Source organism: Corynebacterium occultum (assembly GCF_009734425.1).
Taxonomy (GTDB): domain Bacteria; phylum Actinomycetota; class Actinomycetes; order Mycobacteriales; family Mycobacteriaceae; genus Corynebacterium; species Corynebacterium occultum.
Window position 1 is genome coordinate 2399911 of sequence record NZ_CP046455.1, and the last position, 25639, is coordinate 2425549.

The following is a 25639-nucleotide window of genomic DNA, read 5'->3' on the forward strand; positions in this document are numbered from 1 at the left end:
ACACACACTTCACTTTGGGACACCTTGAGTTATCGCTAGGTTAAGGTCTCGCTTAGCTTAGCCAAGTTTCCTCTCAGGTTCCACTTCTTCCTATAACAGCAGTATAAAAATGTTCAAGCCCCTATTTACAGGGGATAATCCTGATTCGCAGATTCAATGGTGACCCACTTTAACTCAGTGAATTCTTCAATAACCTGACGACCATCGAAGTGCCCGTAACCGCTCTGCTTCACCCCGCCGAAGGGGGCATTGGCGTCATTCTGCACGGTGGCACCATTGACATGGACGTGCCCGGCCTCGATCCGCATCGCAGCCGCCAGAGCCCGGGTGGAATCCCGGCCATGAACCGCCGCCGCCAAACCATATTCAGTGTCATTGGCGGTGTTGATGGCCTCTTCGAAACCATTGACCCGGACGATGGTGGTGATCGGACCGAAGGTCTCCTCCCGGTAGATGCTCATCCCCGGGGTGACCCGATCCACCACCGTGGCCGCCATCGCGGCCCCATCGGCCTTGTCCCCGTTGATCAGCTCCGCACCCTTGGCCAGAGCATCATCGATCATCGTGTTGATCCGCTCCCCGGATTCGGCACGGTACATCGGGCCGATGGCCACCGCCTCATCCTGGCGGGGATCCCCCGCCTTCAGTTCCGCCACCCGGGCGCTGAACTTGGCCACGAACTCATCCGCGATGGATTCATCGACGATGATGCGTTCCGTGGACATGCAGATCTGCCCCTGATACATGAAGGCACCGAAGACCGCCGCCTTGACGGCGCCGTCAACATCAGCATCATCGAGCAGCACCAGGGGTGCCTTACCGCCGAGCTCCAGCAGGGGCTTCTTCAGGTGACGGCCACAGGTCTCGGCGATTTTGCGACCCACCGCGGTGGAACCGGTGAAATTGACCCGCCGCACCGCCGGATGGCCGATGACCGCCTCCGCAACTGCGGCAGCATCCTCCGGGGCACTGGAGATGTAGTTCAGCGCTCCGGCGGGCAGACCAGCCTCATGGAGCACCTCGGTGATGATCTGATGGGAACGGGGACTGCCCTCAGAGGCGCGGAAGACCACGGTGTTGCCACAGACCAGCGGGTAGGCGATGGAACGCATGCCGAGCACGCCGGGAGCGTTCCAGGGCGCCATGCTGTAGACCACACCGGCGGCCTGCCGAACCGTCATGGAGAAGACTCCGGGACGATCGGTGGGGATGGTTTCACCGGTGATGTGGGAGGCGAGACTGGCGGCCTCCCGGAGGCACTGCGTGCTGAGGAAGACATTGAAGTGGGCCCAGCCGGCGGCCGCGCCGACCTCAGCCACCATGGCGGCCACGAATTCCTCAGCCCGCAGCTCCAGAATGTCAGCGGCGGTGTTGAGGATGGCGCGGCGCTGACTCGGACCGGTCTGTGACCACTCCTTGAAGGCCTCAGCAGCTGATTCCACAGCGGCCACGGCATCGTCCACGGTGCCTGCTGCAGCGGTGGTCACCACTTCCCCACTCAGGGGATGCTGCCTGGTGAAAGTTTCACCGTTGGCGGAATCTCTGGCCTGGTTGTCGATGATCAGCTTGGTTTCCATGGTGGGCTCAACCTTTCTCCGAAAGGGACTCAAAGTCCCTCAGTTTCCACGACGCCCCCCTTCACAGAAGGGCGTAACATATATCACGTTTGGGGTAGAGCCTAATGCAGATCACAGGTGGGGCGGGGTGGAATGAGAAAGCTCCGAGCCGCAGCCCCCCCGGAAATATAAAAGCGGATGTCCCACCAAAAGGTGGGCATCCGCTGAGTAGTGAAATCGTCCCGCCCATGGAAGTAGGGGGAGATCACCGGGAGACTACGGGAGAACGCGCTCGGAGAGCATGCGCTGGATCTCCTTGAGATCATTGGACTTCTTGCGGGAACGGAACACGGCGAAGACAATGCCACCGACGACCAAGGCACCGACACCAGCCAGGATCTTCTGTACGTTCGGATCCTGCAGCCTGTTGTTGGCCTGCCGCTTAGCATCATCCATCAGGTTCTGGGGCTTGGTGCGGTCAGCCAGTTCATCAAGGGTGCTGGCCAGCTGACGGCGGGTGCGCTCAATCTCGCGCTGGATGTCATCGATATTGCGTGCCACGAATTTCTCCCGGTTTCATCAGTTCAGATTGTGATCTTTAGTCTGTCACACCTCACGGTAGTTTAACCCAGCCACCCCGCGCATGAGGTCCACACGGCGATCACGGGGCTTTTGGGGCGCTAAGCTGGTGGGTATGACTGAATCGATCCGCCTCAACGTCGGGGACCAGGCCCCCGAGTTCTCACTGCCCAATGACTCCGGAAGCACGACCTCGCTGTCGGACTTCGCTGCCGCCGGTGAGCGTGTATTGGTTTATTTCTACCCGCGGGCCAACACCCCGGGCTGTACGAAACAGGCCTGCGATTTCCGGGATTCCCTGGACCAGCTCAATGACCTCGGCATCAAGGTTGTCGGTATTTCACCGGACCAGGCAGACAAGCTGGAGAAGTTCCGCGGGGACCACGACCTGAACTTCCCGCTGCTCTCCGATGAATCCAAGGAGGTTATGAAGGCCTACGGTGCCTTCGGGGAGAAGAAGAACTACGGCAAGATCGTGCAGGGCGTGATCCGTTCGACCTTCCTGGTGGAGGCCGATGGCACCCTCAGCCTGGCGATGTATAACGTGCGCGCCACCGGACACGTCGCCCGTGTCATCCGGGACCTGCCCTAAAGGACCGGTTGACTGCGCACATGACGAAGGAGAAACCAGCCCCAGCGGACAGCAGCGGCACCGAATCCCCCGATCATTCGGAGATTCTGGTCCCGCGGCGACGCCCTGCCCAGCAGCGCAGTCGGGAGCGTTTCAACCGGATCCTCGCCGCCGCCCGCTCGGTATTGGTCGACCTCGGTTTCGAGTCCTTCACCTTCGATGAGGTGGCCCGGCGCGCCGAGGTTCCGATCGGCACGCTGTACCAGTTCTTCGCCAATAAATACGTGCTGATCTGTGAACTGGACCGCGTGGACACCGCTGAGAATGTGGAGGCGCTGCGCATGTTCTCGGAGCGGGTTCCCACCCCACAGTGGCCGGACATCCTCGATGAGTTCATCGATCACCTGGCGGTGCTCTGGCGGGATGATCCCTCCCGTCGGGCGGTGTGGCATGCCATTCAGTCCACTCCGGCGACGCGTGCCACGGCGGCGGCGACGGAGAAGCAGATGCTGGAGATCATTGCCGCGGTGGTGGAACCCCTGGCCCATGACGCCGGTTATGAGGACCGGATGCAGCTTTCCGGTCTGCTGGTGCACACCGTCTCCTCATTGTTGAATTATGCGGTGCGTGACATGGCCCGGGATGAGGAACGTTTCAATAGTGTGGTCGGGGAAATCAAGCGGATGCTGGTCGCCTACCTCTTCGCCGTCGCCTCAGCTTGAGCTCAAGCGGGGGTGCTGCAGGGTGATCAGGCAGCTGGCGGTGGCGTAGTCCCCGTCGTGGCTGATGCTGAGGGCGCTGTGGATCTCTCCGAGGGAGTCGTGGACCGCACGGGCCACTGCACCCCGCGGTTCCATCATCACCCGCCCCCAGCGGTCGGGGCGGACCTCCAGCTCCTGCCAGGGCACCTGATCCGGGCCCATCACCGGTGGGCGGCCGTAGAGGGCCTGGGACCAGGCTTTGATGAAGGCCTCCTTCGCTGCCCACCGTCCGGCCAGGTGGGTTGCGCGTTCCGGTTTTCCGGCTGCCACCCGCAGCTCGGTGGCGGAAAATACACTTTCGAAGGTGCTGCCCGGCCGTGCCAGCTGTTCGGCGAAGGCGGGGATGTGCACCAGATCCACTCCGATATAGGTCACTTGTCCATCATTTCATGACGGTGCGGGGGAATCCGAAGCACGGGGTGTGACGGAGGGACTATCATCTGCAGGGAAATAACCGCGGATCTAGGGGAATCAGGCAGCCATGAGTGGGTTCTGGGGAAAACTCTTCCGCCGCAGGCAGGGCGATGATACCACGTTGCTGTCCCAGAAACGCAGCACGCTCGCCATTTCCCGGGCGCAGGCTTATGCGCGGGAACGCGGTTGGGTGTTCACCGAGCAGCAGGAGCAGGTGCTCAGTGACACGCTGCAGAACTTGAGCCAGTTCGGTTTCCACCCCGGCACCCCGATCGACATCGCATATGTGGCCTACCACTGCCAGGGCGGGCTTGCCCGTTTCATGGCGCAGCCCTGCCGGGAGCTGCTGAAGCTGCGTGGCCCGGAGCTGGAGCCGCTGTTCAACCGGGTGCTGCTGCCGGATGTGTACGCCCCCGGGGAGGAGGATGCCTATGTGGACCTGCTCTGGGAGGCGGTTTCGGCGGCGGAGACCTCCGAGTATCTCAGTAATGTCAGTGCCACGATGGATTTTTCCCACACCCGCCGTGGCACTTTGAGCTACACCTTCGCCCAGCGCCGGGTCACCCACCATATCCGGCTGCATCTGCCGCATGGGGATCCGGATGTGGTTGCGGAGATCGCCGCGAATATCAGCCCCGCCCACTTCGATCTCATCTCGGATGGGGAGAGTTTCTACTGCTGGGTGCGTAGCCGCAGCACCAGGGATTTCCTGGCGCTGCTGCAGGAAGAGGAGTAGCCGACGGGAAAGCCCCACCCCGCGGTGAGAACCTTCCAATTCTCACTGCGGGGTGGGGCTTACAGGGGGACAGCTGAAATTTACTTCAGCTCATCACCGGTGCGCAGGGTGCCGTCCTTGAGGCGGGCATCCGCGTCCAGCAGGACCGCTGCCTCGCGTTCCTTGACGGCGTCACCGGTACCACCCAGGTTGCGGTCCGCGGGGCGCTCGTAGAGGGCGGCCTGGCCGATCATGCCGGAGAGGATGCGGCGCAGGCCGGCGTCCTCACGCTGTCCGGCGCGTTCCTGCCAGGTCTGAACGGCGTCCTCGCCACGGGCCTGGCGCAGGGCCTCCACGAAGGCACCCTGGTGGACCAGGGCGACCAGGGCGGAGACGTGGCCGAAGCCCAGGGAGGTGATCAGACCGGCCTTGGGTGCCTTGGCGGACAGGTCCAGCGGCTTGCGCAGCCAGACCAGGTGCTCGTGGCGGGCCAGAACCGGGTCGACACAGTCCAGGGAACGGTTCGCCGGGACCTGGCCGGTGCGCAGCACCTGCAGCAGTCCAGCCATCTGGAAGGCGGCGGCGCCACCCTTGGCGTGGCCGGTCAGCGTCTTCTGGGAGATGACGTAGAGCGGGTTGCCCTCGGCACGCCCCATGGAGGCGGCGATGCGCTCGTGCAGGTCCGACTCATTCGGGTCATTGGCGTTGGTGGAGGTGTCGTGCTTGGAGATGATGGAGATCTCGTTGACACCGACACCCACCGCTGCCAGGGACTGCGCCAGGCGGGAGTCCATGCCACCGCGGGCGGCGGACAGGGCTCCCAGGCCCGGGGCGGGGATGGAGGTGTGGGCGCCGTCCGCGAAGGACTCGGCGAAGCCCAGCACACCCAGGACCGGCAGCCCCAGGTCGGCGGCCAGGGAGGCGCGGGCGACCAGGATGGTGCCGCCACCCTCGGACTCGATGAAGCCGGCACGACGACGGTCGTTGGCGCGGGAGAAGAAGCGGTGCTCGACACCCTTGCCCTCGAGTTCCGCGGAGTCGGCGGTGGCCGCCATGTCACCGAAGCCGGTGATGCCCTCGATGGAGAGGTCATCCAGGCCACCGGCGACGACGAAGTCAGCCTTGCCGACACGGATCTTGTCCATGGCCTCTTCCACGGATACCGCTGCGGTGGCGCAGGCGGCGACGGGGTGGATCATCTGACCGTAACCACCGACGTAGGACTGCATGACGTGTGCGGCAACGACGTTCGGCAGGGCTTCCTGCAGGATGTCGTTGGCACGCGGCTCAGCCAGGAGACCGTCGATGTAGAGCGAACGCATGGATTCCACGCCACCCATGCCGGTGCCCTGGGTGGAGGACACCCGGGCGGGGTGCAGCTCGGAGAGCAGTTCCGCCGGGGTGAAGCCGGAGGAGAGGAAGGCGTCGACGGTGCAGACCAGGTTCCACAGGGCAAGACGATCGAGGTTGTCGATCATGTCGGCCGGGATGCCGTAGACGGCGGGGTCGAAGCCCTCCGGGATCTGGCCACCGACGAAGCGGGACATGGCCATGCGGCGCGGCACGCGGATGGCGGAACCGGCGTGGCGGACCACGGTCCACTCCCCTGCTTCGGCGTCGAAGTAGGCGGAGGTGTTGTCCGGCTCGGAGTCCACGAAGGTCTTCGCGGTGGCCTTGTCGGACACGTTGAAGGTCAGGTCGCGGTCGAGGTAGACGGTGGTCAGTTCCGGTGCGAGGTTGTTGACCATGCCGAAGTCGTCGTGGTAGCGACGGACACCGACCTTGGCCATGACCTCCTCGTGGAAGCGCTCGTAGATCTCCTCCTCCGGGACCTCATTGTCCTCGGCGTCGTACCAGCCGGGCTTGGGGTCGGTGTCCCAGTGGATCAGACCCATGGTCCAGGCCAGCTCGGTGACACCGGCGGCGGAGAGCTCGCCGTTGAGCTCGGCGTCGAAGCGGGTACGTGCGGAGCCCAGGGGGCCCAGCTCGCCGACACCGACGATGACGATCATGTCCTCGAGATCCTGGGTGACCTGACCGGAGAACTCCGGGGTGGTCACCGGCAGGCGGCGGTAAGGCGTCGGCAGGGCGACGATGCTGCGCGGTGCCTCAACCTCCTCGACCGTTGCGGCGGCGGCCTGTTCGGCTGCCTCGCGGGCCATGTCGGCGAGGTTGATGTCGGCCTCGCCCAGACCACCGGTGAAGTCAACGGTGACCGGGGACTGTGCGGCCTCGGCACGAACCTCCGTGGTGGCCTGGCTGACCAGCAGCTCGGCGATCTCGTTGGTGGCGTAGGTGCGGACACCCTTTGCCTCGACGGCCTCCACCATGGGGTCGTTGCCGCCCATGAGGCCGGTGCCGCGGACCCAACCGATCAGGGCGTGCACCAGGGAGGTGCGCTCACCCCAGACGGTTTCGGCATGCCAGCGGGTGACCACGGCATCCAGGGCGGCCTTGGACTCGCCGTAGGCACCGTCGCCACCGAAGCGGCCCCGGTTCGGGGAGCCCGGCAGAACCACGTGCAGACGGTGGTCGACGTTGATGTCCCCACCCAGGGTGGAAAGCCCGGAGATCAGGCGTTCCACGGCCCAGAGCAGCAGACGCATCTGGGATTCGGCCTGCGGTCCGGCGTCAGCCAGGGTGCCCTGGACGCGGGGTGCGGCGAAGGGGAAGAGCAGGCTCGGGATCAGCGCCGGCTTGGTGACCTTGCGCTGGCCGTTGACGGTGGCGGACTGCTCCGCCCCGATCCACTCGATGACGGCATCGAGATCGGTGTAGGAGGAGAGATTGGCCGGGACGATCCACAGGGCTGCCTTGCCTCGAGCGGAGGTGGCGTAGAGCTCCTTGTAGAAGCTCAGGCGCTTGTGGTTCAGGTTGGAGGTGGTGACCACGACGGTGGCACCCCCGGCCAGCAGCTCCTCGGTGACAGCCGCGGCAATGGAGTTCGGGGAGGCGCCGGTGACCACGGCGACATCCTCGGTGTACTCCAGCTCCGGGACCTCGCGGGCAGCGGCGGCCAGTTCCTTCAGGCCGAGGTACTCAGCCTGCTTTGCGACGGCCTCACCGGCACCGCTGACATCGACGTCGGCGGCATCCAGCTCGCCCAGGGCGATGCGGCTGAGGTCCTCACGTGCGGAGGCCCAGCGGTCATCGATGAGCACGGCGCGCTCCGCGTCGAAGGAGGGTGCGACCTGACGCGGCCAGTCGGAGCCCAGTTCACGGGAAACCAGGTCGTAGAGGGCGTTGTCGGCGTCCTCATCCTCCAGGTCCTCGGCGTAGTCGACGGTGTCCAGACCCAGCTGGGACAGGATGGTGCGGGCGGTCTCCGCCAGCACACCTGCCTTGCCGGTGACCTGCTCGGCGAACTCACCCAGGGCGGCGGAATCGACGACCCCACCTGCTGCGCCACCTGCGGAGGGCAGGGACACACCCACACCCTGCTTGGCGGCGACGGCCTGCACGGCGGCGTCGATAAGCTGATCCAGCTCGGCGGCACTGCCCGGGGAGGCCGGTGCCAGGGAGGCCAGGTCGCCACCCCGCAGCGAAGCGCCTTCACGGGAACCGATGACCACCTCGGCGACGACATGGTTGGCCCAGCCCTGGCCCAGTTCCCAGGTGCCGGTGACGCGCTCGGCGATGTAGTTCGGCTTCTTGCCGGTCGGGCCGGTGATGCGACGCAGGGCGTCGGCGGCGGAATCGCCCAGCACCGGACCGAAGGCCTTGTAGCCCTTGGCCATCTTGGAGACGGTGACCTTCAGGTCACCCAGCTCCGCGTCGGCGGCACCGTCAATGGCGCCCAGGCCGAACTCCACACCCAGGTCCAGCAGCAGCTGGTTACGGCGGGAGGAGACACCCTCGACGAGGGTTTCGATGGAGTCGGTGGCACCCATCTGGTCGGGACGTACCTTGGTCCAGATGGCGATGAGCATCTCGGTGGCGTCCGAGGGGGTGAACTCGATGTCCGCGGGACGGGCACCACCGGCAGCCGGGGCAGGGGTGGGTGCCGCGGTCTCGGTGGGTGCCGGGGCGGCGACGGCCGCCGGAGCCTCATCGGCAACCGGTGCGGCTTCCTCAACGACCTCGCGCACGATCTCATCGGTGGCGAAGACGGTGGAACGGTCACGCTCGACGTTGAGGACCTCGATATCGGCATCGTGGTACTTCGGCAGTGCCAGGGTGCCACCCATCATGTTGGCCAGGGTCGGGGCGGCGCCGACGCCGACCTCGACGAAGCGCTCGACACCCAGGCCACCATTCTCGACCGAGCGGATCAGCAGATCCTGGGTCTCGATCCAGCGGACCGGGGAGGCGAACTGCCAGGCCAGCAACTCAATCAGCAGGACTCGTGCCAGGGCCAGCTCATCCTGGGAACGCTCCTTGAAGTTGTCCAGGATATCGCGCAGCAGCGGGGACTCCGCAACCTTGAGCATGTCCTCGATGAAATCGCGGCTCAGCTCAAAGGGACGGGCCACCAGGTTCGGGATGTAGCGGCCGAGCAGGACGTCCAGGTCGAACTCATGCGGCAGCAGGGAATCCAGGTGCTGGCGGAAGTCATCCACACCATCACGCAGGTGGGAGGAGTGGAAGGGCACGTCGATGCCCGGGATCATGACCAGGGCACGCTGGCCCGGGCCACGCTTCTCGGCCTCGGCTGCCAGTGCGGCCAGGCCCTTGCGGGTGCCGGCGATGGCGTACTGCTTGCCCAGCAGGTTGTGGTTGACGATCTCGAGGAACTCACCGGAGGCTTCGGCGACCTGGTTGATGAAGTCGTGGACCTCCTTGGCGGCGACATCATTGACCCGGATACCGATCTTGTGGGGGCGCAGCGCACCCAGACCGTAGTTGGAGTTGCCCTTCTCATCGCGCTCGACCAGGCGGTGCATGGTCAGGCCGCGGCGGTAGACGATCTCCACGACGGACTCCAGGGTCAGCACACCGGAGTAGGCGGCCAGGGCGTTGTACTCACCGACGGAGTGGCCGGCGAAGAAGGCCCGCTGGTTGAGGGCGGAGGACTCCGCCATCTCAGCAACCTGGGCGACACCGAGGGTGGCCATGGCGACCTGGGTGAACTGGGTCAGGAAGAGCACCCCGTCCGGGTGGTGGAAGCGCTCCCCGTTGACCCACACCTCGGTCGGGTTGTTCTGGACGATCTCCAGGACGGAGAAGCCCAGCTTCTGGCGGGTGTGGCGGTCCGCACGGTCCCACGCGTCGCGGGCGGCGGCGGAGGAGGCGCGGGAGTCCATGCCCATCCCCTGGGACTGGATGCCCTGACCCGGGAAGGCGTAGAAGGTCTTCGGGGCGGCCATGACCGCGGTGGCGGTCAGGACCAGGTTGCCGTTGACGGCGGCGGTGACGGAACGAACCTCACCGCGGCCCGGTCGGTCGTCGACACCCCCGCGTTCCACGGTGAACTCGATGACCTCGCCCGGCAGGACCGGGGCGAGCATGGTGGCGGTGTACTCGACAACCTCGCCCGGGGCGGTGGTGCCGGTCTCCTCCTCGGAGAAGCCACCGGCAGCGATCAGTTCGCCGATCGCGGAGGTCCACATGCCGTGGACGATGACGCCCGGCAGACCTGCCAGGCCGGCGGCGACATCAGAGACGTGGATCGGGTTGCGGTCACCGGAGACCACGGCGAAGGGGCGCATGCTCGAAGGTGCGGTGACCTTGGCATAAGCGCGGAAGCTGCGCGGGGTGTCCACCACGGACGGCAGCGCCGAGGTGTTGGTGCGGGCGACGGAGTCCCCCTTGCGGCCGGCGATCGCGAAACGCTCGGAAAGGGTGGCCAGCTGGGAACGGCCCACGGCGATCTTGGCGCGGACGACGACCAGTCGACCCATGTCGGTGTCGGCGACCTCATCGGCGGTGGCGGTGACCTTCAGCTCGACCGGACCATTGTTCAGGTTCGGCAGCTCATCGAGCATGGTGATGTGGTGCTCGAGGTGCACCAGGGAGAGCATGCCCTCAACCACGGAGGCCGAGTCGGTGCCCGGGACGATGGCGGAGTTCACGGCGGCGAACACGGCCGGCCAGGCACGGCCGACCAGCACATCCGGGGCGGTCTGGCGGGCGGTGATGGAGGAAGGCAGGTGACCGATGGTCACGTTGTCGTAGTCGGCGGCGACACCGGCATCCAGGGTGGTGGTCCAGGTGGCGACGCCATCCTTGACCTCCGCCAGGGTGCCACCGGCTGCCACGCGGGTCAGCTCTGCCATGGCGACCTCGGCATCAGCCTGGGTGACCTGCGGGACAGCGCTGATCACGGCGTCGGCAGGCAGGGTGAAACGGACCTTGAGTTCGGTGGTGGTGCCGAAGGCGGTGGAACCGGCCAGGGGGACGGTGAGCACCGCGTGCTCGGCGTCCTCGTGCTCCAGCACCGAACCGGTCGGGGCATGGGTGGCGGAGTTGCGGTCCTCAGCCAGAACCCATGCCTCCGGGGCACCCAGACGCTGGGTGAAGGAGGTGGCGTGACGGCCGGCCCAGTAAGTGCCGGGGGCGGAGAGAACCCGCTCGACGACGGTGGACTCCACCTCGACCGGGGCTTCATCGGCGGCCTCGAGACGCGCCACGGAAGCCTGGTTGAAACGTTCCAGCAGTTCGGCGACCGGCTCATTGGCGCGGGTGATGCCCTCAACGGCGGCGGTACCCGGGATGATGCAGACCTGGTCTGCGGTGTAACGCTCATCATGGGCCTGCCACAGCGAGTCGGAACGCCACCAGCGACGGATGTCCTTGTCGATGACCGGCACGAAGTTGGCCGGCTTGCCGGGGTTGCGCAGCAGGGTGTTGATGAACCAGGAGGCGTCGACGGGGTGCAGCAGCTCGGTGGCTGCGACGGGGTAGTTTTCGACGATGGCCTTGATGGCCTCGGTCGGATCCTGATCAAGGGTCAGGGAGACCAGCGGGCTGAACTCGCCGTGGTCGACTTCGCTCAGGCGGGCCTCGACGCGGTCGAGCATGGTGGTGAAACGGTTGAACCAGGAGACATCGGTCCACGCACCCTTGTGGGGGCCGGAGAGTTCCAGGTAGCGCTCCAGCCACTGCTGGTAGGTGAACTCCTCGAGCTCACCGAAGTAGGGCTTGGCGGTCTTGGCGATCGCCTCGATGATCTCCTGGCGGCGGGCGGCCACGGCAGCCTCATCGCCGGCGACCTCATCAAGCAGGCGACCGGCCTTGGCGAAGGAGTTGTCGATCTCATGGAGGTCCGCACCGAGCTGGGAACGGCCGGAAGCCATGCCCTCTGCGGCCTCACCGGCACCGACCCAGCCCTCGATGCCCTTGGTCTCAACCAGGGCACGCTTGACGTCCTCGGAGGCGGTGGACTCCTTGGTTGCCATGGCGGCGGTGCCGATCATGATGGCGTCGACCGGCATGGCGGGCAGGCCATGGGTCTGCGACCAGGAACCGGTGATGTAGTCGGCGGCCCGCTCCGGGGTGCCGATGCCGCCACCGACCGCCAGGATGACGTTCTGGCGGGCACGGATCTCGGCGTAGGTGGCGATCAGCAGCTCATCCAGGTCCTCCCAGGAGTGGTGGCCACCGGCCTTACCGCCCTCGACCTGGGCGATGATCGGGATCTCCGGAACCGCATCAGCCAGCTTCAGGACGTTGCGGACGTGCTTGACCGCACCCGGCTTGAAGGAGATCCAGGGGAAACCGGCGTCGCGCAGTTCCTTGACCAGGGTCACGGCCTCCTCGTGGGAGGGCATGCCGGCGGAGATGACGATGCCGTCGATCGGGGCGCCGTTGGCGCGGGCCTTGGGCACCAGTCGCTTACCCTCGACATGCATGCGCCACAGCTCGGGGTTGAGGAACATGGTGTTGAACTGGGCGTTGACGCCCGGGTCCAGCATCTCGGTCAGACGGTTGAGGTTCTCCTCGAGGATGGCCGGGGTGACCTGGCCACCACCGGCGAGCTCAGCCCAGTTGCCGGCGTTGGCGGCAGCCGCGACGATCCCCGGATCAACGGTGGTCGGGGTCATGCCGGCGAGCATCATCGGCGAGTAGCCGGTCAGCTCGGAGAAGCGGGTGACCAGACGGATCTGGCCATCGCGCTCCTCGATGCGGGGGGCGAAATCGGTGAAGTCGGCGGGCAGCTCGGGTGCGAGGCCGGCGTCGAAAAGCTTCGCCTGGCCCTCGGTGTCACAGACGACGAGGGTGCCGACACCCTGGCCGGCGACGATGCGGGCGCTCAGCGGGTCAACACCGCCATCCGGGCCCAGATCCAGGATCCAGCGGGCACCGGCCTCAGTGGCGGAGGAGACCTCGGCCGGCCAGTCCACGAAGGAGGTCAGGACCTTCTCGGCGAGGAAACGGGCGAGCTCGGTGTCCAGACCGGCAGTGGTGGCCCAGGTGACGGTCTGCTCCACTGCGGCAGCCATGGCCGGGTGGTGGAAGGCGGTCTGCACCTTCAGGGGGGAGAACTTCGGGGCGAAGGGCTGGCCGCCCTTCTTCTTCTCCTCGATGGCCTTGGCGTCCTTGGCGGCGAACTTCTTCAGCAGGCCGATGACATTCTCATTGTCATGGGGGCGGCCGACCAGGACGAATGCCTCACGGTCATTGCGCAGGCCGACGACCGGGCGGATCTCCTCCGGCACCTCGGCGCAGGCGGCGTTGATGGCCATCTGCAGCTGCTCACGGGTGATGCCGGAGATGGCGATCATCGGGGCGGCCTCACCCTGCTGGATCAGGCCGGTGATGCGGGAGGTGCGGGTGATGGCGGCACCGATGAGCTCGGCGATGGCCAGGATATCGGCGGCGGAACCGCGCTCCTGGGCCCAGGCGGCACCCAGGATGCCCTGGGAGTGGCCGATGGCGGCGACTGCCTGCGTCAGCTCCAGGCCCTGGCGCTTGAGGGACTCGCCGGTGGCGAGCTGGGAGGTGAAGATACCGGGGACGCTGATGGCGGCCTGGGCGGTGTCGAAGCCCGGGTCCGCTTCCTCGCGTGCCCAGGTGACGGGATCGAAACCGTGGGGGCGGGTGCCAGCCAGTTCATCGGCGACGGTGTCAAGCTTCTGAGCTGCCTCCTCAACCACAGCTGCGACAGTGGAGCCGCTGCCGGCAGCGACTGCGGCACGCAGTGTCTTCAGCCAGTCATAACCCTGGCCGGCGAAGGCCAGTGCGAAAGGCTCGCTGTCGAAGCGGTTGATCAGGCGGTCCAGCCCGAGGTTGGTGCTGTATTCGGTCACGTGAAGCTCGCTCCTGTGTTTCCTACGTTTCATGACTAACCCAGGGCACAATTCTGCCCTGAAGTTTCGTCTGCCAAATATGCCACAAAATCATGAGGAAAGCGTCATCTTTTGAGTGCGGCGAAGACGTGTCGCTGGCACTTGAGGGGTGTTTTTCGAGGCTGGGATGAGGGGCCTGAAGTGGGGATGTAACACTTTCGCGCCCCACCCCGGTGAGACTTTTCGCAGGCTGGGCGCTTAAGCCAGAAGGTCCCTGACCATATTGATAGTCTCCCCAAGTGAACTGTGGGATTTTCCACTGTCCGGGTAACTAGGGACAAGTATCACACCGTCGCTGGGGAGAAATTCCTGACAGGCATGGTCTGGTTCCACCTCGGCAATGGGTAATCCGCCCGTTTCCTCGAACCAGCCATCGACGTAGCGCGAGATACTCATGGGGCCAAGGATAGCTGGAGCGGCGGTTCAGGAGTGACTGCTTCAGCGAGCGCGGTGACTCCCCCATTCCAATGAATCAACCCCGGTAGTTCAGATCATGAACTACCGGGGTTGATTCTTCGGTGCGCCCGGGGAGACTTGAACTCCCACGTCCTGAGACACTGGAACCTAAATCCAGCGCGTCTGCCAATTCCGCCACGGGCGCTTAACGGAGAAAAGTGTACTTGGTCACCACCGTGATAGGCGAATCCGCTTTTCGGGGGTGCTTGGGTATCCTATGGGGGTGAGCGAAAACAACGGTAACCTCAGGGAAAGAAAGAAGGTGCGGGTCTCCCACATCGTCTTTCTCGGGATCGCTGTGGTCGCCTGCGTCTCTCTGGCATATTGGCAGTGGACAAGATTTCAGGCGGGTTCGGGTACCTTCCAGAACCTCGGCTACGCCTTCCAGTGGCCGCTCTTCGGTGGCTTCTTCGTCATCGCGTACCGCCTGTGGCTGAAGTACGAGAATGAGCTGATCGATGCCCAGAATGAGGCCGGTGACATGGACACCCTCTATGAAGCTGACAAGCTGATCTTCGAGGATAAGACCACCGAGATCGACGAGGATTTCCTCCCGCCGCGTCCCACCATCGATGTGGACACCTTCAACGCACTCAACACCCCGCGCCGTGGCGCGGTAGACGGTACTGACATCGCCGCCGCGAACGGCCCTAAGGAAAGCAACTGATGACCCAACAGTCCACCGCCACCACCCCGAAGATCCATCCGGAGCGTAAGAAGCGGGTGCGTCTGGCACTGAATCTTTTCTCCGGCACCGCCTGGATCACCGGTGTCTTCCTGATTCTGCTGGTCGTGGAGATGGTAATGAAGTACATCCTGAAAATGGAGCTGCCCAGCTGGGCCACATTCATTCCAATCGCTCATGGCTGGGTCTACATGCTCTTTTTACTGAGCACCCTCAACCTGGGCTTGAAGGCCCGGTGGGATCCGAAACGCTGGTTCACCACCGCGATCGCAGGTGTGGTTCCCCTACTCTCCTTCTACGTGGAGAAGAAGCGCCGCCAGGAAGTCAACGAGAAGTTCCAGCTCAACCAGGCTTAAAGAAGAAGGCCAGGTGTGGCACGGTTAATCCCGGCCCACCTGGCCTTTGACGTCAGCGGGAAGCCAACTTCTCGATCGTGAACACCAGCTGCTCCAATGCCTTCCCACGGTGGGAGAGCGCATCCTTTTCCGCAGCGCTCAACTGGGCCGAGGAACGGCCCTGCCCGGTGCCCCGGGACTCCTCCGCAGGCACGAAGAGGGGGTCATAGCCGAAACCGTTCTCGCCGAGCTCTGCACGCAGCAGGTGGCCCCGCCACTGTCCTTCCGCCATGTGTTCCTCCCCTTCCGGGGTGACCAGGGCGCAGACCGAGACGAAGGCCGCGCCGCGGCGTTCATCCGGGACGTCACCCAGCTGGGCGAGCAGCAGTTCATTATTGGCCTGGTCATCACCGTGGCGACCGGACCAGCGGGCGGAGAGCACACCGGGCATGCCGTTCAGCTCATCCACCGCCAGACCGGAATCATCGGCGATGGTGACCAGACCGGTGGCGGCGGCACCGGCCCGGGCCTTGATCAGGGCGTTGTCCGCGAAGGTGCGGCCATTTTCCACCGGCTCGGGATAGCTGGGGGCGTCGGCAAGCCGCAGCAGCTCCACCCCGGTGATGCCGGCGGCATCGAGGATGCGCTGCAGTTCGCCCAGTTTCTTGGCGTTATTGGAGGCGACCAGCAGCTGCATCAGAGATCCTGGGCCAGGGCGGCGCGCTGCGCGGCGATCAGCTCACGGCAGCCCTTCTCCGCGTAGTCCAGGATCTCACCGAGCTGGGCGCGGTCGAAGGTGTTGTTCTCACCGGTGCCCTGCAGCTCCACGAACTCACCGGATTCGGTCATGACGACGTTCATGTCCACATCGGCGCGTGCATCCTCCTCATAGGGCAGGTCGAGGCAGACATTGCCCTCGACGACACCGACGGAGACCGCGGCGACCGGCGGCAGCAGCGGGTTACCCGGGACCACACCCCGGGCCTTGAGCACGGCGATGGCGTCAGCCAGGGCGACATAGGCGCCGGTGATGGAGGCGGTGCGGGTGCCACCATCGGCCTGGAGGACATCACAGTCGATGTTGATGGTGTTCTCGCCCAGCTCGGAGAGGTCCACTGCGGCGCGCAGGGAGCGGCCGATCAGGCGGGAGATCTCGTGGGTGCGGCCCTTGACCTTGCCGGCCATGGACTCACGGCGGTTGCGCTCCGCGGTGGCGGCCGGCAGCATGGCGTACTCGGCGGTCAGCCAGCCTTCCCCGGAGTCACGCTTGAAACGCGGGACGCCCAGCTCGACGGAGGCGGTGCACATGACGCGGGTGTCGCCGAACTCGACGAGCACGGAACCGGCCGGGTTGGAGGTGAAGCCCCGGGTGATTTTGACGGTGCGCATCTGGTCGAGGGCGCGGCCGTCCGCACGGGTGAATTCTGCAGAAGATGAAGTCATGGCTGTCAGCTTAGTGGCAGTAGCCGACACTGCCCCGCACCGCCAGGGGCACAAGGGGGGCGTCGTTAAGCGCGCGGACCTAGAAATCGATCTCCATGCCGGCGGGACCGAGCTCGATGGGGCCGTCAAATTCCTTGCGGGCGGAACGCAGCGCACCCTCCGGGTCACCCCAGGGCGGGATGTGGACCAGCACCAGCTTCTTCACCCCGGCCAGCCGGGCGATACGGCCGGCCTCCGCGCCACACATGTGCATCTGCGGGGGCTGCGGTTGGGTGCCATCACCCCAGGTCGCCTCGCAGAGGAAGACATCGGCGTCGCGGGCGCAGTCGATGAGGGTGTCGGTGTAGCCGCTGTCACCGGAGTAGGCCAACACCTTATTGGTGGTGTGCTCGACGATGCGGAAACCGAAGGCCTCGATGGGGTGCACCACCGGATAGGGGGTAATGCTCACCCGGTCAAGGATCTCGGTGCGGCCCTGCTCCCAGGCGCTGAAGGCGAAGGTGTCGGAGAAATCATCGACGTCCTCCGGATCATCGGCGCTGAGCCGGCCGAGCCGCTTCGGGGAGTCGGCGGGGCCGAAGAAGAGTTTGCGTCCATCCGCCGCACTGGTGGGGTGAAACCGTCGCCAGACCAGGAGGGAGGGGAAATCCAGACAATGATCGGCGTGGAGGTGGGAGATCACCAGGTGACAATCGGTGGGATCCTGCAGCTGTTGCAGACCGGCCAGCGTGCCGGGGCCGATGTCGATGAGAATGGAAGGGGCATTATCCACGGAAAGCAGATACCCGGAGGCCGGGTTATCCGGGGCGCCCACACTTCCGGAGCTGCCGATGATGGTCAACTTCATGCGCCCACTTTGCCACGAATTTTCACTTTTCTCGACCGAAACGCAGCAAAAGGAGACCGGAAATTCAGGTGCCCGTCATCTTGGGTCCCATCACACCCCCTGCCGGGGCTCAGCGGACCGGGGATTTCACGGCATGATCCACGCCGGGGCCCAGGAATCGGGTGGCCAGCTTCTCGAACACCGCCGGATCCCCGGTGGACTCGAACACCCTGCTGGGCCCCTCTTCCCGGGGTTCGGCGAGCAGGTCGCGGAGGCTGAGTTCCCGCAGCACATCCTTTGCGGATTCCTCAGCGGAGGACACCAGGGTGACGTTATCGCCGATCGCCAGCTGGATCACACCGGACAGCAGGGGGTAGTGGGTGCAGCCCAGCACCAGGGTGTCCACCCCGGCCGCCTGCAGGGGCTCCACATAGGCCTCCGCCACCCCGAGGATCTGGCGGCCGGAGGTGACACCTCGCTCCACGAAGTCCACGAAGCTGGGGCAGGCCCGGGCGTGCACCTGGACATGGGGGTTGGCGGCGAACATGTCCTGGTAGGCCCCGGACTTGATGGTGCCCTCCGTGCCGATCACCCCGATCCTGCCGTTGCGGGTGGTGGCCACCGCGCGACGCACCGCCGGCTGGATCACCTCGACCACGGGCACCTCATAACGTTCCCGGGCGTCCCGCAGGAAGGCGGCGGAGGCGGTGTTGCAGGCGATCACCAGCATCTTGCAGCCCCGTTCGACCAGCTCATCGGCGATCCGGGTGGCGTGCGCCCTGACCTCGGCGATGGGCAGGGGGCCATAGGGCCCGTTCGCGGTGTCACCGAGGTAGATGATCGACTCGTGGGGCAGCTGGTCCATGATGGTGCGTGCCACGGTCAGTCCACCGACCCCGGAGTCGAAGATGCCGATCGGCGCCTCCGGCTCAACCGGGGTACCGGCCCCCAGACCAGGTGGGTACAGCCCCTCAGGCACGGGCCTTCCTCGGTGGGTCGAGGGCATCGACGATCTTGCCGGCGATGTTGTTGAGCTGGGCAACCTCTTCCGCATTGAGGGTGTCGAAGATACGGCTGCGAACCTCGGCGACATGCCCCGGGGCGGCGGCCTGCACCAGCTCCCAGCCGGAGTCGGTCAGCTCCGCCAGGGTGGAGCGGCCGTCATCCGGGTCGGGGATGCGCTGCACCCAGCCCTGTTTCTCCAAGCGGGTGACCACCCGGGAGAGATGGGAGAGGGTCATGTCCGACACCGACGCCAATTCGCTCATCCGCAGCTTCTTCTCCGGCGCCATGGAGATCTGCGCCAAGGCGAAATAATCATAGTGGCTGATTCCGAAATCTTCCTTGAGCTGCGCATCAAGGCGGTTCGGCAGCCAGACATGCAGCGACCAGACATTCAGCCAGGCCGCCGCCTCAACCTCGTTTAACCACTTCACCGGTTCCTCACTCATATCTGGGCATCATATCCGCTCAGGTGGGATGTGCCGCATTTTCCCGCCGTGTTCCCGGCATGTCCGCCGCATAAAGGCTTCGAATCCCCGAATTCGAGCACCCCGACCCGAGAATTTAGTTGCAGCGTCAAGTGTTTCGGGTTATGCTATTTCAGTGTAATCAAGAACCCATGACCAACCTGAGGAGACTTTCGCCCCCATGAGCACCAATATCACCATCCCGCGCACCGACTTCAAGGTTTTCCCCCTCAATCTCGGTGCCAACCCCTTTGGCTGGACCTCCGACCGAGAGACCACCTTCGCGGTGCTCGACGCCTTCCTCGCCGCCGGCGGGAACTTCATCGACACCGCCGACATGTACTCCGTCTGGGTTGAGGGACACGTCGGTGGTGAATCAGAGGCGCTCATCGGTGAATGGCTCAAGGAACGCGACGCCTACGACAAGGTCATCATCGCCACCAAGGGCGGCGCCCTGGAACCGAACCAGGGGCTGGAGCGGGTCGCCGTCTTCGCCGCCGTCGACGCCTCCCGGGAACGTCTCGGGCTGGAGACCATCGACATCTACTACTACCACCACGACGATGAGAACATCTCCATCCCGGAACAGGTCGCGACCGCCCACCAGCTGATCGAATCCGGCCGCATCCGCCACCTGGCACTGTCCAACCACTCCCCAGAACGGGCACGCGAATTCTTCGAGGCCTCCCAGGGAACCCCCGCCCAGCCCGTCGCCCTGCAGCCCCAGTACAACCTGCTGCACCGGGCAGAGGTGGAGAAGGGCTACGGCCCCCTCGCCCAGGAGTATGAGGCGGCACTGCTGCCCTACTTCTCCCTGGCCTCCGGCATGCTGACCGGCAAATACCGCACAGCCGAGGACCTCTCCGGCTCCGCGCGGGAAGGCTTCATGAGCGGCTATGTCAATGACGCCGCCTTCCGGGTCATCGACACCCTGGTCGAGATCGCCGATTCCCGCCAGGTGGAACCGAGCACCGTGGCCCTGGCCTGGATCATCGCCAAGGGCATCACCGCCCCGATCGCCTCCGTCTCCGCCCCGGAACAGCTCCCGGCCCTGCTGGCAGCCCCCACCCTGGGGCTCTCCGCAGCTGAGGTCGCTGCCCTGGACGAGGTTTCCGCGGGTTTCGCCGCCTGAGAACCTCCCCAGGGAAGATCCGGCTTTAACGTCGCTGGGACCGCAAAGCCTTCTGCACCCGCTTCTCCTTGAGCGCCTTGGGATCATCGGAGGTGATGAAGCTACCTGCCCCCAGACCACCGAGCGCGCCGAAGAGGTGCGCCTGCCAGGATATGCCCGGGGTCCCTGGCAGCACCCCGTAGATGAAACCGGAGTAGGCCATGCCCAGCAACACCCCGAGGATGATCTGGGAGATGCTGCGGTTGAAGATGCCACGAATCAGCAGATAGGCCAGCCAACCGTAGACCATGCCGGAGGCACCGATGTGGTTGGTGCCGATCCCACCGAAGATCCAGGTGCCCACACCCGCCAACAGCATGACGATGGTGGTGACCTCCCAGAACACGCGATGTCCGGATAGCCCGATCAGGAAACAGAAGATCGCGCCGGGCACCGTGTTGGAGATCAGGTGTTCCCAGTTGGCGTGGAGCAGAGGGGAGGTGAAGATATGCCAGATGGAGGAAAGATCCAGGGGGTGAATGCCGAAGTAGGTCGGCAGCCCACCCAGGGCGGCGTTGATCAGATGGACCGCCCAGATCACCACCACATACGCGATGGCATAAAAGAGGCCGGTACCGAAGTGGGTCTTCAGCTGGGTGCGCAGCGCTGAGGAACGGGAGGTTCCCGGCAGGGGTGTGGGCGCAGGTGAGTACGGGTTCGGGAGGCTCATAATGATTCCCAGAATAGCCAGCAATAGTGGACTTGGGCAGTGTCAGCCTCTCCGCTGGCTGCTCAGCAGTTCACCGGGGCCGCTTCCGTCAGTGCCTGAGACAGTGCCTCAGCCAGTCTGGTCAGGGCCAGCTGCCCGGTTTCATAGGTGCCGTCAGCAGGTTTAACCAGCAACGCCACCCCGACCTCACCATCGGAGACCGGTAACAGACCGAATTGACGGACCAGGTAGTCCCCGGTGACCGCATCCGGCCCCCAACCGCCCTTGAAGTGGGTGCCCGCCACCTGCCCCATCCCATATCGCTGTTCCTCGGTGATATTTCCCATTGATTCCAGCAGGGGCTCACTGCCCTCCAGGCAGCGGAGCTGGGTGGCGAATTTCGCCTGGGCGGCAGGCAACCATTCGGTGTCCCCATAACCCCGGGAATTCTCCTCCCAGTGGTCACCATCCACGACGGTGATCTCATCCCCGGTTTCGCGCAGCACCGCCTCCACCTGTTCCCGCGCCCGGTGCGCATCCCCGAGGGATTCCCAGAGCAGCGTGGCAGCATCATTATCGGATTCCTCGATGGCGGCCTGCATCAGGGGAAGCGCTTCCTCATTCTGACGGATCGCCGCCAGGGAGAGCGGCACTTTCACCGTGGACCAGGACTCCCCGGAGAGCAGGGTGCCCGCCTGTTGCACCCCCTCAGCGTCGTGGATGGCGATACCGACCTCCGCATCCAGCTCCGCGGCGACCCGGGTGGCAATCTCATCGAGCTGGTAGGTCACCGGCTCCGCCTTGATCGACTCGATCACCTCCCGGGACAGCGGCTCCGGGTCGGCTGCCGGAGCTGAGGCGGAACAACCAGCCACGGTGGTGGCCAGGACCGCGCTGAGGGCAACCAGGCCACGGCTAAAACGAGAACGCATGCTTCCTTCCAAGACTCCACCCCAACCTGGGATATCGGCACCGGGGTCTCATGAATTCCTTAATCTACAAGCCCGGACCAGGTTTCCACGAACCTCCGGCACACTGGGTGGCTAAGCGCTGAGTTCTCGGTAGGAGCTCAATCCCAGGCCAGGTTCCGCCGCCCGCACCGCCTTCACTATCGACGCCGTGACCAACTCGGCGGCCGCGGCACAGAGCCGCGCCAGCTCGGCCACCTCCACCCCGGAACCATCACCGGTGGCCATCACGAAAAGGGTGTCACCGTCCATCGGCAGATGGGAGGGGCGCACCGCCCTGGCAATTCCGTCATGGGCGGCGATGGCCACCCGTTTGGCCTGTGCCTTACTCAGGGGAGCATCCGTGGCAATCACCCCGATGGTGGTGTTGAGCTGTGCCATTTTTCCGGGCAACCCGGAGAACTTCTCCGGATCCACCCCGGGCAGGGTGGCATCACCGTAGAAGCGCCCGCTCTCCGGATCAATGACCTCACCCACCGGGTTGGCCACCACCCCGGCACCGATCTTCCACTCCCCCACCTCAGCGAGGGCCTGGCCGAAACCACCCCGCAGCCGGCCCGCGGTGGCGCCGCAACCGGCACCGATCGAACCGCAGGTCGCTGCCCCACCGGAGTGCAGCGCAGCCCGGGTGGCTGCCACCCCATCCGCCGCGCCGGGGCGGTTGGCCGGGTCACCGACCGCCAGGTCGAAGATCACCGCGGCCGGCACAATCGGCACGATGGGGCCAGGTTGTCCCGGGCCGAAAACCGGGAAGCCGATCCCCTCCCGCTCCAGTTCCTGCATCACCCCATCAGCGGCGGCCAACCCGAAGGCGGAACCGCCGCACAGCGCGATGGCATGCACCCTTTCGACGGTGTTGTGGGCTTCAAGCAGATCAGTTTCCCGGGTACCGGGTCCCCCACCCCGCACATCCACGGCCCCGACCGCCCCGTCGGGGGCGGCGATGACGGTGACCCCGGTGTCGCCCCGGCTGTGATGCCCGAGCCGGATACCGGGGACGTCGACAAGCGAGCTCACATTAATTACCCATCATGGCGGTGAGCAGGGAATCCTGGTTGAAGGCCAACCATTCAACCAGGGTGTCGCGGTCCTGCTCAGCGGCCTCCCCACCCCGGACATCACCGGCGGCGACGAAGAGCCGGATGTCATTGATCGCGGCGACCCAGGCCTGCGCCTCCGCCTCGTTGAGGGTGACGGCCACCCCACCATCCGGGCCCAGGGCGGTGTTGATCACCTGGAGGTTCGCCAGCTTAGCCTTGGTGATGTCATGTTCGTGGAGGGAACGCAGCAGCGAATTATCCCCGTCATACTCCTCATCGCCATCCCGCTCGAAATCCGGCAACAGCCGGGCCAGGGAGGGATCCTTGGGGGCCTCCTTGTGGCCCGAGGGGATCCCGGTGAGTTCCGAGAGATCATCCTTGGGCACGGCCTGCGCCCGCTGGATCAGTGCCTCCGAGACCGTGGCGGAGAGATCCCCCAGCACCTCGCGTTCCATGGGCTCGAGGGTGCAGCTGAACTTCGCCGCCCGCATGAGCCCCTTCTTTTTCTTCCACGCCTGCATACTCAACTATCCTGCCTGCTGCATGGTGGCCCAGAGACCAGCGGTATGCAGCTTCTTCACATCACCCTCGACCTTGTCCTTCTCGCCGGAGCTGACCACCGCCTTACCTTCACTGTGTACCTGCATCATCAGTTCATTGGCCCGTTTACGGCTGTAACCCAGGACCGTCTGGAAGACATAGGTCACATAGCTCATCAGGTTGACCGGATCATCCCAGACGATGCACAACCAGGGCAGATTCTCCGCCGAAGCGACATTGACCTCAAGCTGTTCATCCAGCTCGGGGGTGGCCATCGGCGAACCCATCAGGTGAACCTCGGGGGCCCTGCGCCCAGATCCGGGGGTGTGCCCCGGACCGGCCGTCGCAGGCTGTTCCGAATTGCTGTTTATTGGCCCTTTCATACCCCTCAGCCTAGTCAAGGCGAAAGGAAGTTGTGGAACAGGGCACACTCCGATGTGGGATTGGAGGGAGTTCTCCCACCCACCTGCATTATGGTGGAGGTTGTGAATTCCTCTGACCAGTCCTCCCTGCCGTCGAAGCGCTCCACCTCCTTCCTGACGGACAAGTATGAGTTGACGATGCTGGAGGCCGCACTGGCCGACGGCAGCGCACAGCGAAACTGCACCTTCGAGGTGTTCTCCCGAAGGTTGCCCAATGAGCGCCGTTATGGGGTGGTCGCCGGCACCGCCCGGGTGATCCGGGCGATCCAGGATTATGTGTTCACCGAGGAGCAGCTGGCCACCCTGGACTTCCTCAGCGAAAGCACCATTGATTATCTCCGCAACTTCCGGTTCTCCGGCCAGGTCGACGGCTACCGGGAGGGCGAGCTCTACTTCCCCTACTCCCCCATCCTCACCGTCCGCGGCACCTTCGCGGAATGCGTGATCCTGGAGACCGTGATCCTGTCGATCATGAACGCCGACTCGGCGGTCGCTTCCGCAGCCGCCCGCATGGTCACCGCTGCTGATGGTCGCCCCATCATCGAGATGGGCTCACGTCGCACCCATGAATATGCTGCGGTCACCGCCGCCCGGGCCGCCTATCTCGCCGGTTTTGCCGCCACCTCCAATATGGAGGCCTCCTACCGTTATGGCATCCCGGCTTCCGGCACCTCAGCCCACGCCTGGACCCTGCTGCACATCAACGAGGACGGCACACCCAATGAGGCCGCTGCCTTCCGTTCCCAGATTGAGTCCCTCGGCCTTGACACCACCTTGTTGGTGGACACCTATGACATCACCCAGGGTGTCGAGACCGCCATCGAGGTTGCCGGCCCCGAGCTCGGCGGGGTCCGCATCGACTCCGGTGATCTGGGGGCGCTGACCCGCAGGGTGCGCAAGCAGCTGGATGGGCTCGGGGCCTACAACACCAAGATCGTCGTCTCCTCCGACCTGGATGAGTTCGCCATCGCCGGTCTGCGCGGCGACCCGGTGGATGTCTACGGTGTGGGCACCTCGGTGGTGACCGGTTCCGGCGCCCCTACCGCCAGCATGGTCTACAAACTCGTCGAGGTGGATGAGAAACCGGTGGCCAAGCGTTCCCGCGGCAAAGCCATGCAGGGGGGCGCGAAGAAGGCACTGCGTACCCACCGCACCTCCGGCACCGCCATCGAGGAGATCGTCTACCCCTTCAAAGGCGAACGCCCCGACTGCGGCAAGCTCAACTACACCGAGCTCAGCATCCCCCTGATGCGTGATGGTGAAGTCATCGAGGGTCTGCCCAGCCTGGATGAATCACGCGACTATCTGGCCGCCCAGCTGGTCACCCTGCCCTGGGAAGGCCTCGCGCTCTCCCGGGATGAACCGGCACTGAACACCCGCTTCCTCGGCTTCCCGGCAGAATAAACCCTCCGGCAGAGAGCGTCTTTCGGCGATGCTAGAAAGTGCAGTTGGCGGTGCCTGGCGCGATGAAATCCTGGATCATGCAACCGATCAGCCACAGCCCACCTGAGCCGACGGTGGCGAATACAACGCTGCCCTGAGTCAGGGGATTCTCGAAAGCATCCAGGTAAAGCTCGGAGCTGGTCACTGCGCTCTGGTAGTAGAGCTCATCAGAGGTCTGCGCCAGCGCAGGTGCGGCAGCGGCGGTGCTCAGCGCGGTGGCTGCGCCAAGGGCGAGCAGGGTACTACGGAGTTTCATGGTCTTGCCTTTCAAAGTAGGGTTCGGGCCGGGAAAGCAGTTGAGATTCATGATGTACCAGTACTTCCACCGCTATTTTTTCAATCGCTGGAGGTCTCCTCATTGTTTCCCAG

At 64.9% G+C, this 25639-nt stretch carries 23 protein-coding genes and 1 tRNA gene; 7 read left to right on the forward strand and 17 right to left on the reverse strand.

All coding sequences use genetic code 11. From position 1 onward, the window contains the following. Positions 1-125 precede the first annotated feature (125 nt). Complete coding sequence (locus tag COCCU_RS11040; RefSeq protein ID WP_156231550.1) at positions 126-1577, reverse strand: aldehyde dehydrogenase; 1452 nt, start codon at positions 1575-1577, stop codon at positions 126-128. Positions 1578-1832: 255 nt separating this feature from the next. Further along, entirely contained in the window at positions 1833-2117 is a 285-nt protein-coding gene (locus tag COCCU_RS11045) for a DUF3618 domain-containing protein (RefSeq protein ID WP_156231551.1), read from the reverse strand. 133 nt (positions 2118-2250) lie between these two features. Here COCCU_RS11045 and bcp point away from each other — a divergent pair, with 133 nt between their 5' ends. After that, positions 2251-2727, forward strand: coding sequence for a thioredoxin-dependent thiol peroxidase (gene bcp / locus COCCU_RS11050; protein ID WP_156231552.1), 477 nt, complete (start codon positions 2251-2253; stop codon positions 2725-2727). A 20-nt stretch (positions 2728-2747) separates the two neighbouring features. Beyond that, the gene (locus COCCU_RS11055; RefSeq protein WP_156231553.1) at positions 2748-3428 is read left to right on the forward strand and encodes a TetR/AcrR family transcriptional regulator; all 681 of its coding nucleotides are present in this window, start codon (positions 2748-2750) and stop codon (positions 3426-3428) included. Here the strand turns inward: COCCU_RS11055 and acpS are convergent. Next, positions 3420-3842, reverse strand: a complete 423-nt coding sequence (gene acpS / locus COCCU_RS11060) for a holo-ACP synthase AcpS (protein ID WP_156231554.1) — start codon at positions 3840-3842, stop codon at positions 3420-3422. The genes COCCU_RS11055 and acpS overlap by 9 nt on opposite strands. Positions 3843-3948: 106 nt before the next feature. On the opposite strand from acpS, the gene COCCU_RS11065 reads away from it, so the two are divergent. Further along, positions 3949-4617: a hypothetical protein gene (locus tag COCCU_RS11065; RefSeq protein ID WP_156231555.1), complete on the forward strand. Its 669-nt coding sequence runs from the start codon at positions 3949-3951 to the stop codon at positions 4615-4617. Between the two features lie 80 nt (positions 4618-4697). Here the strand turns inward: COCCU_RS11065 and COCCU_RS11070 are convergent, their stop codons facing one another. The 3 genes from COCCU_RS11070 to COCCU_RS11080 form a co-directional block, all read right to left on the reverse strand. After that, entirely contained in the window at positions 4698-13784 is a 9087-nt protein-coding gene (locus tag COCCU_RS11070) for a type I polyketide synthase (protein WP_156231556.1), read from the reverse strand. Between the two features lie 237 nt (positions 13785-14021). Then, positions 14022-14219 carry a hypothetical protein gene (locus tag COCCU_RS11075; protein WP_156231557.1) on the reverse strand — a complete coding sequence of 66 codons (198 nt, stop codon included), beginning with the start codon at positions 14217-14219 and terminating at the stop codon, positions 14022-14024. 123 nt (positions 14220-14342) lie between these two features. After that, positions 14343-14424: transfer RNA gene (locus COCCU_RS11080), tRNA-Leu, on the reverse strand. A gap of 72 nt (positions 14425-14496) precedes the next feature. Between COCCU_RS11080 and COCCU_RS11085 the strand changes: the two genes are divergently transcribed. Continuing rightward, positions 14497-14946, forward strand: a complete 450-nt coding sequence (locus COCCU_RS11085) for a hypothetical protein (RefSeq protein ID WP_156231558.1) — start codon at positions 14497-14499, stop codon at positions 14944-14946. Then, positions 14946-15320 (forward strand): DUF3817 domain-containing protein, encoded by a 375-nt coding sequence (locus COCCU_RS11090; protein ID WP_156231559.1) that lies wholly within the window; start codon positions 14946-14948, stop codon positions 15318-15320. Before COCCU_RS11085 ends, COCCU_RS11090 begins: the two co-directional genes overlap by 1 nt. Positions 15321-15372: 52 nt before the next feature. Here the strand turns inward: COCCU_RS11090 and rdgB are convergent, their stop codons facing one another. From rdgB to COCCU_RS11115, 5 genes are all read right to left on the reverse strand, one after another. Next, positions 15373-15996 carry an RdgB/HAM1 family non-canonical purine NTP pyrophosphatase gene (gene rdgB / locus COCCU_RS11095; RefSeq protein ID WP_156231560.1) on the reverse strand — a complete coding sequence of 208 codons (624 nt, stop codon included), beginning with the start codon at positions 15994-15996 and terminating at the stop codon, positions 15373-15375. Next, positions 15996-16742, reverse strand: a complete 747-nt coding sequence (gene rph / locus COCCU_RS11100) for a ribonuclease PH (RefSeq protein ID WP_156231561.1) — start codon at positions 16740-16742, stop codon at positions 15996-15998. Before rph ends, rdgB begins: the two co-directional genes overlap by 1 nt. 79 nt (positions 16743-16821) lie before the next feature. Then, positions 16822-17589, reverse strand: coding sequence for an MBL fold metallo-hydrolase (locus tag COCCU_RS11105; protein ID WP_156231562.1), 768 nt, complete (start codon positions 17587-17589; stop codon positions 16822-16824). Positions 17590-17698: 109 nt separating this feature from the next. Beyond that, positions 17699-18547, reverse strand: coding sequence for a glutamate racemase (gene murI / locus COCCU_RS11110; RefSeq protein WP_231598755.1), 849 nt, complete (start codon positions 18545-18547; stop codon positions 17699-17701). Continuing rightward, complete coding sequence (locus tag COCCU_RS11115) at positions 18540-19019, reverse strand: MarR family winged helix-turn-helix transcriptional regulator (protein ID WP_156231564.1); 480 nt, start codon at positions 19017-19019, stop codon at positions 18540-18542. Before COCCU_RS11115 ends, murI begins: the two co-directional genes overlap by 8 nt. A 199-nt stretch (positions 19020-19218) precedes the next feature. Here COCCU_RS11115 and COCCU_RS11120 point away from each other — a divergent pair, with 199 nt between their 5' ends. Beyond that, positions 19219-20169: an aldo/keto reductase gene (locus COCCU_RS11120; RefSeq protein ID WP_156231565.1), complete on the forward strand. Its 951-nt coding sequence runs from the start codon at positions 19219-19221 to the stop codon at positions 20167-20169. Between the two features lie 25 nt (positions 20170-20194). Here the strand turns inward: COCCU_RS11120 and COCCU_RS11125 are convergent, their stop codons facing one another. The 5 genes from COCCU_RS11125 to clpS all read right to left on the reverse strand — a co-directional run bounded on the left by COCCU_RS11125 (position 20195) and on the right by clpS (position 23692). Next, positions 20195-20878 (reverse strand): rhomboid family intramembrane serine protease, encoded by a 684-nt coding sequence (locus COCCU_RS11125; protein WP_156231566.1) that lies wholly within the window; start codon positions 20876-20878, stop codon positions 20195-20197. A gap of 62 nt (positions 20879-20940) precedes the next feature. Further along, the gene (locus COCCU_RS11130; RefSeq protein ID WP_156231567.1) at positions 20941-21789 is read right to left on the reverse strand and encodes a serine hydrolase; all 849 of its coding nucleotides are present in this window, start codon (positions 21787-21789) and stop codon (positions 20941-20943) included. A 111-nt stretch (positions 21790-21900) separates the two neighbouring features. Further along, positions 21901-22842 (reverse strand): P1 family peptidase, encoded by a 942-nt coding sequence (locus tag COCCU_RS11135; protein WP_156231568.1) that lies wholly within the window; start codon positions 22840-22842, stop codon positions 21901-21903. A gap of 1 nt (position 22843) precedes the next feature. Beyond that, the gene (locus COCCU_RS11140) at positions 22844-23386 is read right to left on the reverse strand and encodes a DUF2017 domain-containing protein (protein ID WP_156232818.1); all 543 of its coding nucleotides are present in this window, start codon (positions 23384-23386) and stop codon (positions 22844-22846) included. Positions 23387-23392: 6 nt separating this feature from the next. Next, positions 23393-23692: an ATP-dependent Clp protease adapter ClpS gene (clpS, locus tag COCCU_RS11145; RefSeq protein WP_231598756.1), complete on the reverse strand. Its 300-nt coding sequence runs from the start codon at positions 23690-23692 to the stop codon at positions 23393-23395. 186 nt (positions 23693-23878) lie between these two features. Between clpS and COCCU_RS11150 the strand changes: the two genes are divergently transcribed. Beyond that, positions 23879-25231: a nicotinate phosphoribosyltransferase gene (locus COCCU_RS11150; protein ID WP_156231569.1), complete on the forward strand. Its 1353-nt coding sequence runs from the start codon at positions 23879-23881 to the stop codon at positions 25229-25231. Positions 25232-25262: 31 nt separating this feature from the next. Here the strand turns inward: COCCU_RS11150 and COCCU_RS11155 are convergent, their stop codons facing one another. Next, positions 25263-25526 (reverse strand): hypothetical protein, encoded by a 264-nt coding sequence (locus COCCU_RS11155; protein ID WP_156231570.1) that lies wholly within the window; start codon positions 25524-25526, stop codon positions 25263-25265. Positions 25527-25639: the final 113 nt, after the last annotated feature.

Coding starts and splice junctions, on each gene's coding strand:
- COCCU_RS11040 (WP_156231550.1), bottom strand. CDS start 1,577: ATGGAAACCAAGCTGATCATCGACAACCAGGCCAGAGATTCCGCCAAC.
- bcp (WP_156231552.1), top strand. CDS start 2,251: ATGACTGAATCGATCCGCCTCAACGTCGGGGACCAGGCCCCCGAGTTC.
- COCCU_RS11055 (WP_156231553.1), top strand. CDS start 2,748: ATGACGAAGGAGAAACCAGCCCCAGCGGACAGCAGCGGCACCGAATCC.
- COCCU_RS11065 (WP_156231555.1), top strand. CDS start 3,949: ATGAGTGGGTTCTGGGGAAAACTCTTCCGCCGCAGGCAGGGCGATGAT.
- COCCU_RS11075 (WP_156231557.1), bottom strand. CDS start 14,219: ATGAGTATCTCGCGCTACGTCGATGGCTGGTTCGAGGAAACGGGCGGA.
- COCCU_RS11085 (WP_156231558.1), top strand. CDS start 14,497: ATGGGGGTGAGCGAAAACAACGGTAACCTCAGGGAAAGAAAGAAGGTG.
- COCCU_RS11090 (WP_156231559.1), top strand. CDS start 14,946: ATGACCCAACAGTCCACCGCCACCACCCCGAAGATCCATCCGGAGCGT.
- rdgB (WP_156231560.1), bottom strand. CDS start 15,996: ATGCAGCTGCTGGTCGCCTCCAATAACGCCAAGAAACTGGGCGAACTG.
- rph (WP_156231561.1), bottom strand. CDS start 16,742: ATGACTTCATCTTCTGCAGAATTCACCCGTGCGGACGGCCGCGCCCTC.
- COCCU_RS11105 (WP_156231562.1), bottom strand. CDS start 17,589: ATGAAGTTGACCATCATCGGCAGCTCCGGAAGTGTGGGCGCCCCGGAT.
- COCCU_RS11115 (WP_156231564.1), bottom strand. CDS start 19,019: ATGAGTGAGGAACCGGTGAAGTGGTTAAACGAGGTTGAGGCGGCGGCC.
- COCCU_RS11120 (WP_156231565.1), top strand. CDS start 19,219: ATGAGCACCAATATCACCATCCCGCGCACCGACTTCAAGGTTTTCCCC.
- COCCU_RS11125 (WP_156231566.1), bottom strand. CDS start 20,878: ATGAGCCTCCCGAACCCGTACTCACCTGCGCCCACACCCCTGCCGGGA.
- COCCU_RS11130 (WP_156231567.1), bottom strand. CDS start 21,789: ATGCGTTCTCGTTTTAGCCGTGGCCTGGTTGCCCTCAGCGCGGTCCTG.
- COCCU_RS11140 (WP_156232818.1), bottom strand. CDS start 23,386: ATGCAGGCGTGGAAGAAAAAGAAGGGGCTCATGCGGGCGGCGAAGTTC.
- clpS (WP_231598756.1), bottom strand. CDS start 23,692: ATGGGTTCGCCGATGGCCACCCCCGAGCTGGATGAACAGCTTGAGGTC.
- COCCU_RS11150 (WP_156231569.1), top strand. CDS start 23,879: ATGGTGGAGGTTGTGAATTCCTCTGACCAGTCCTCCCTGCCGTCGAAG.
- COCCU_RS11155 (WP_156231570.1), bottom strand. CDS start 25,526: ATGAAACTCCGTAGTACCCTGCTCGCCCTTGGCGCAGCCACCGCGCTG.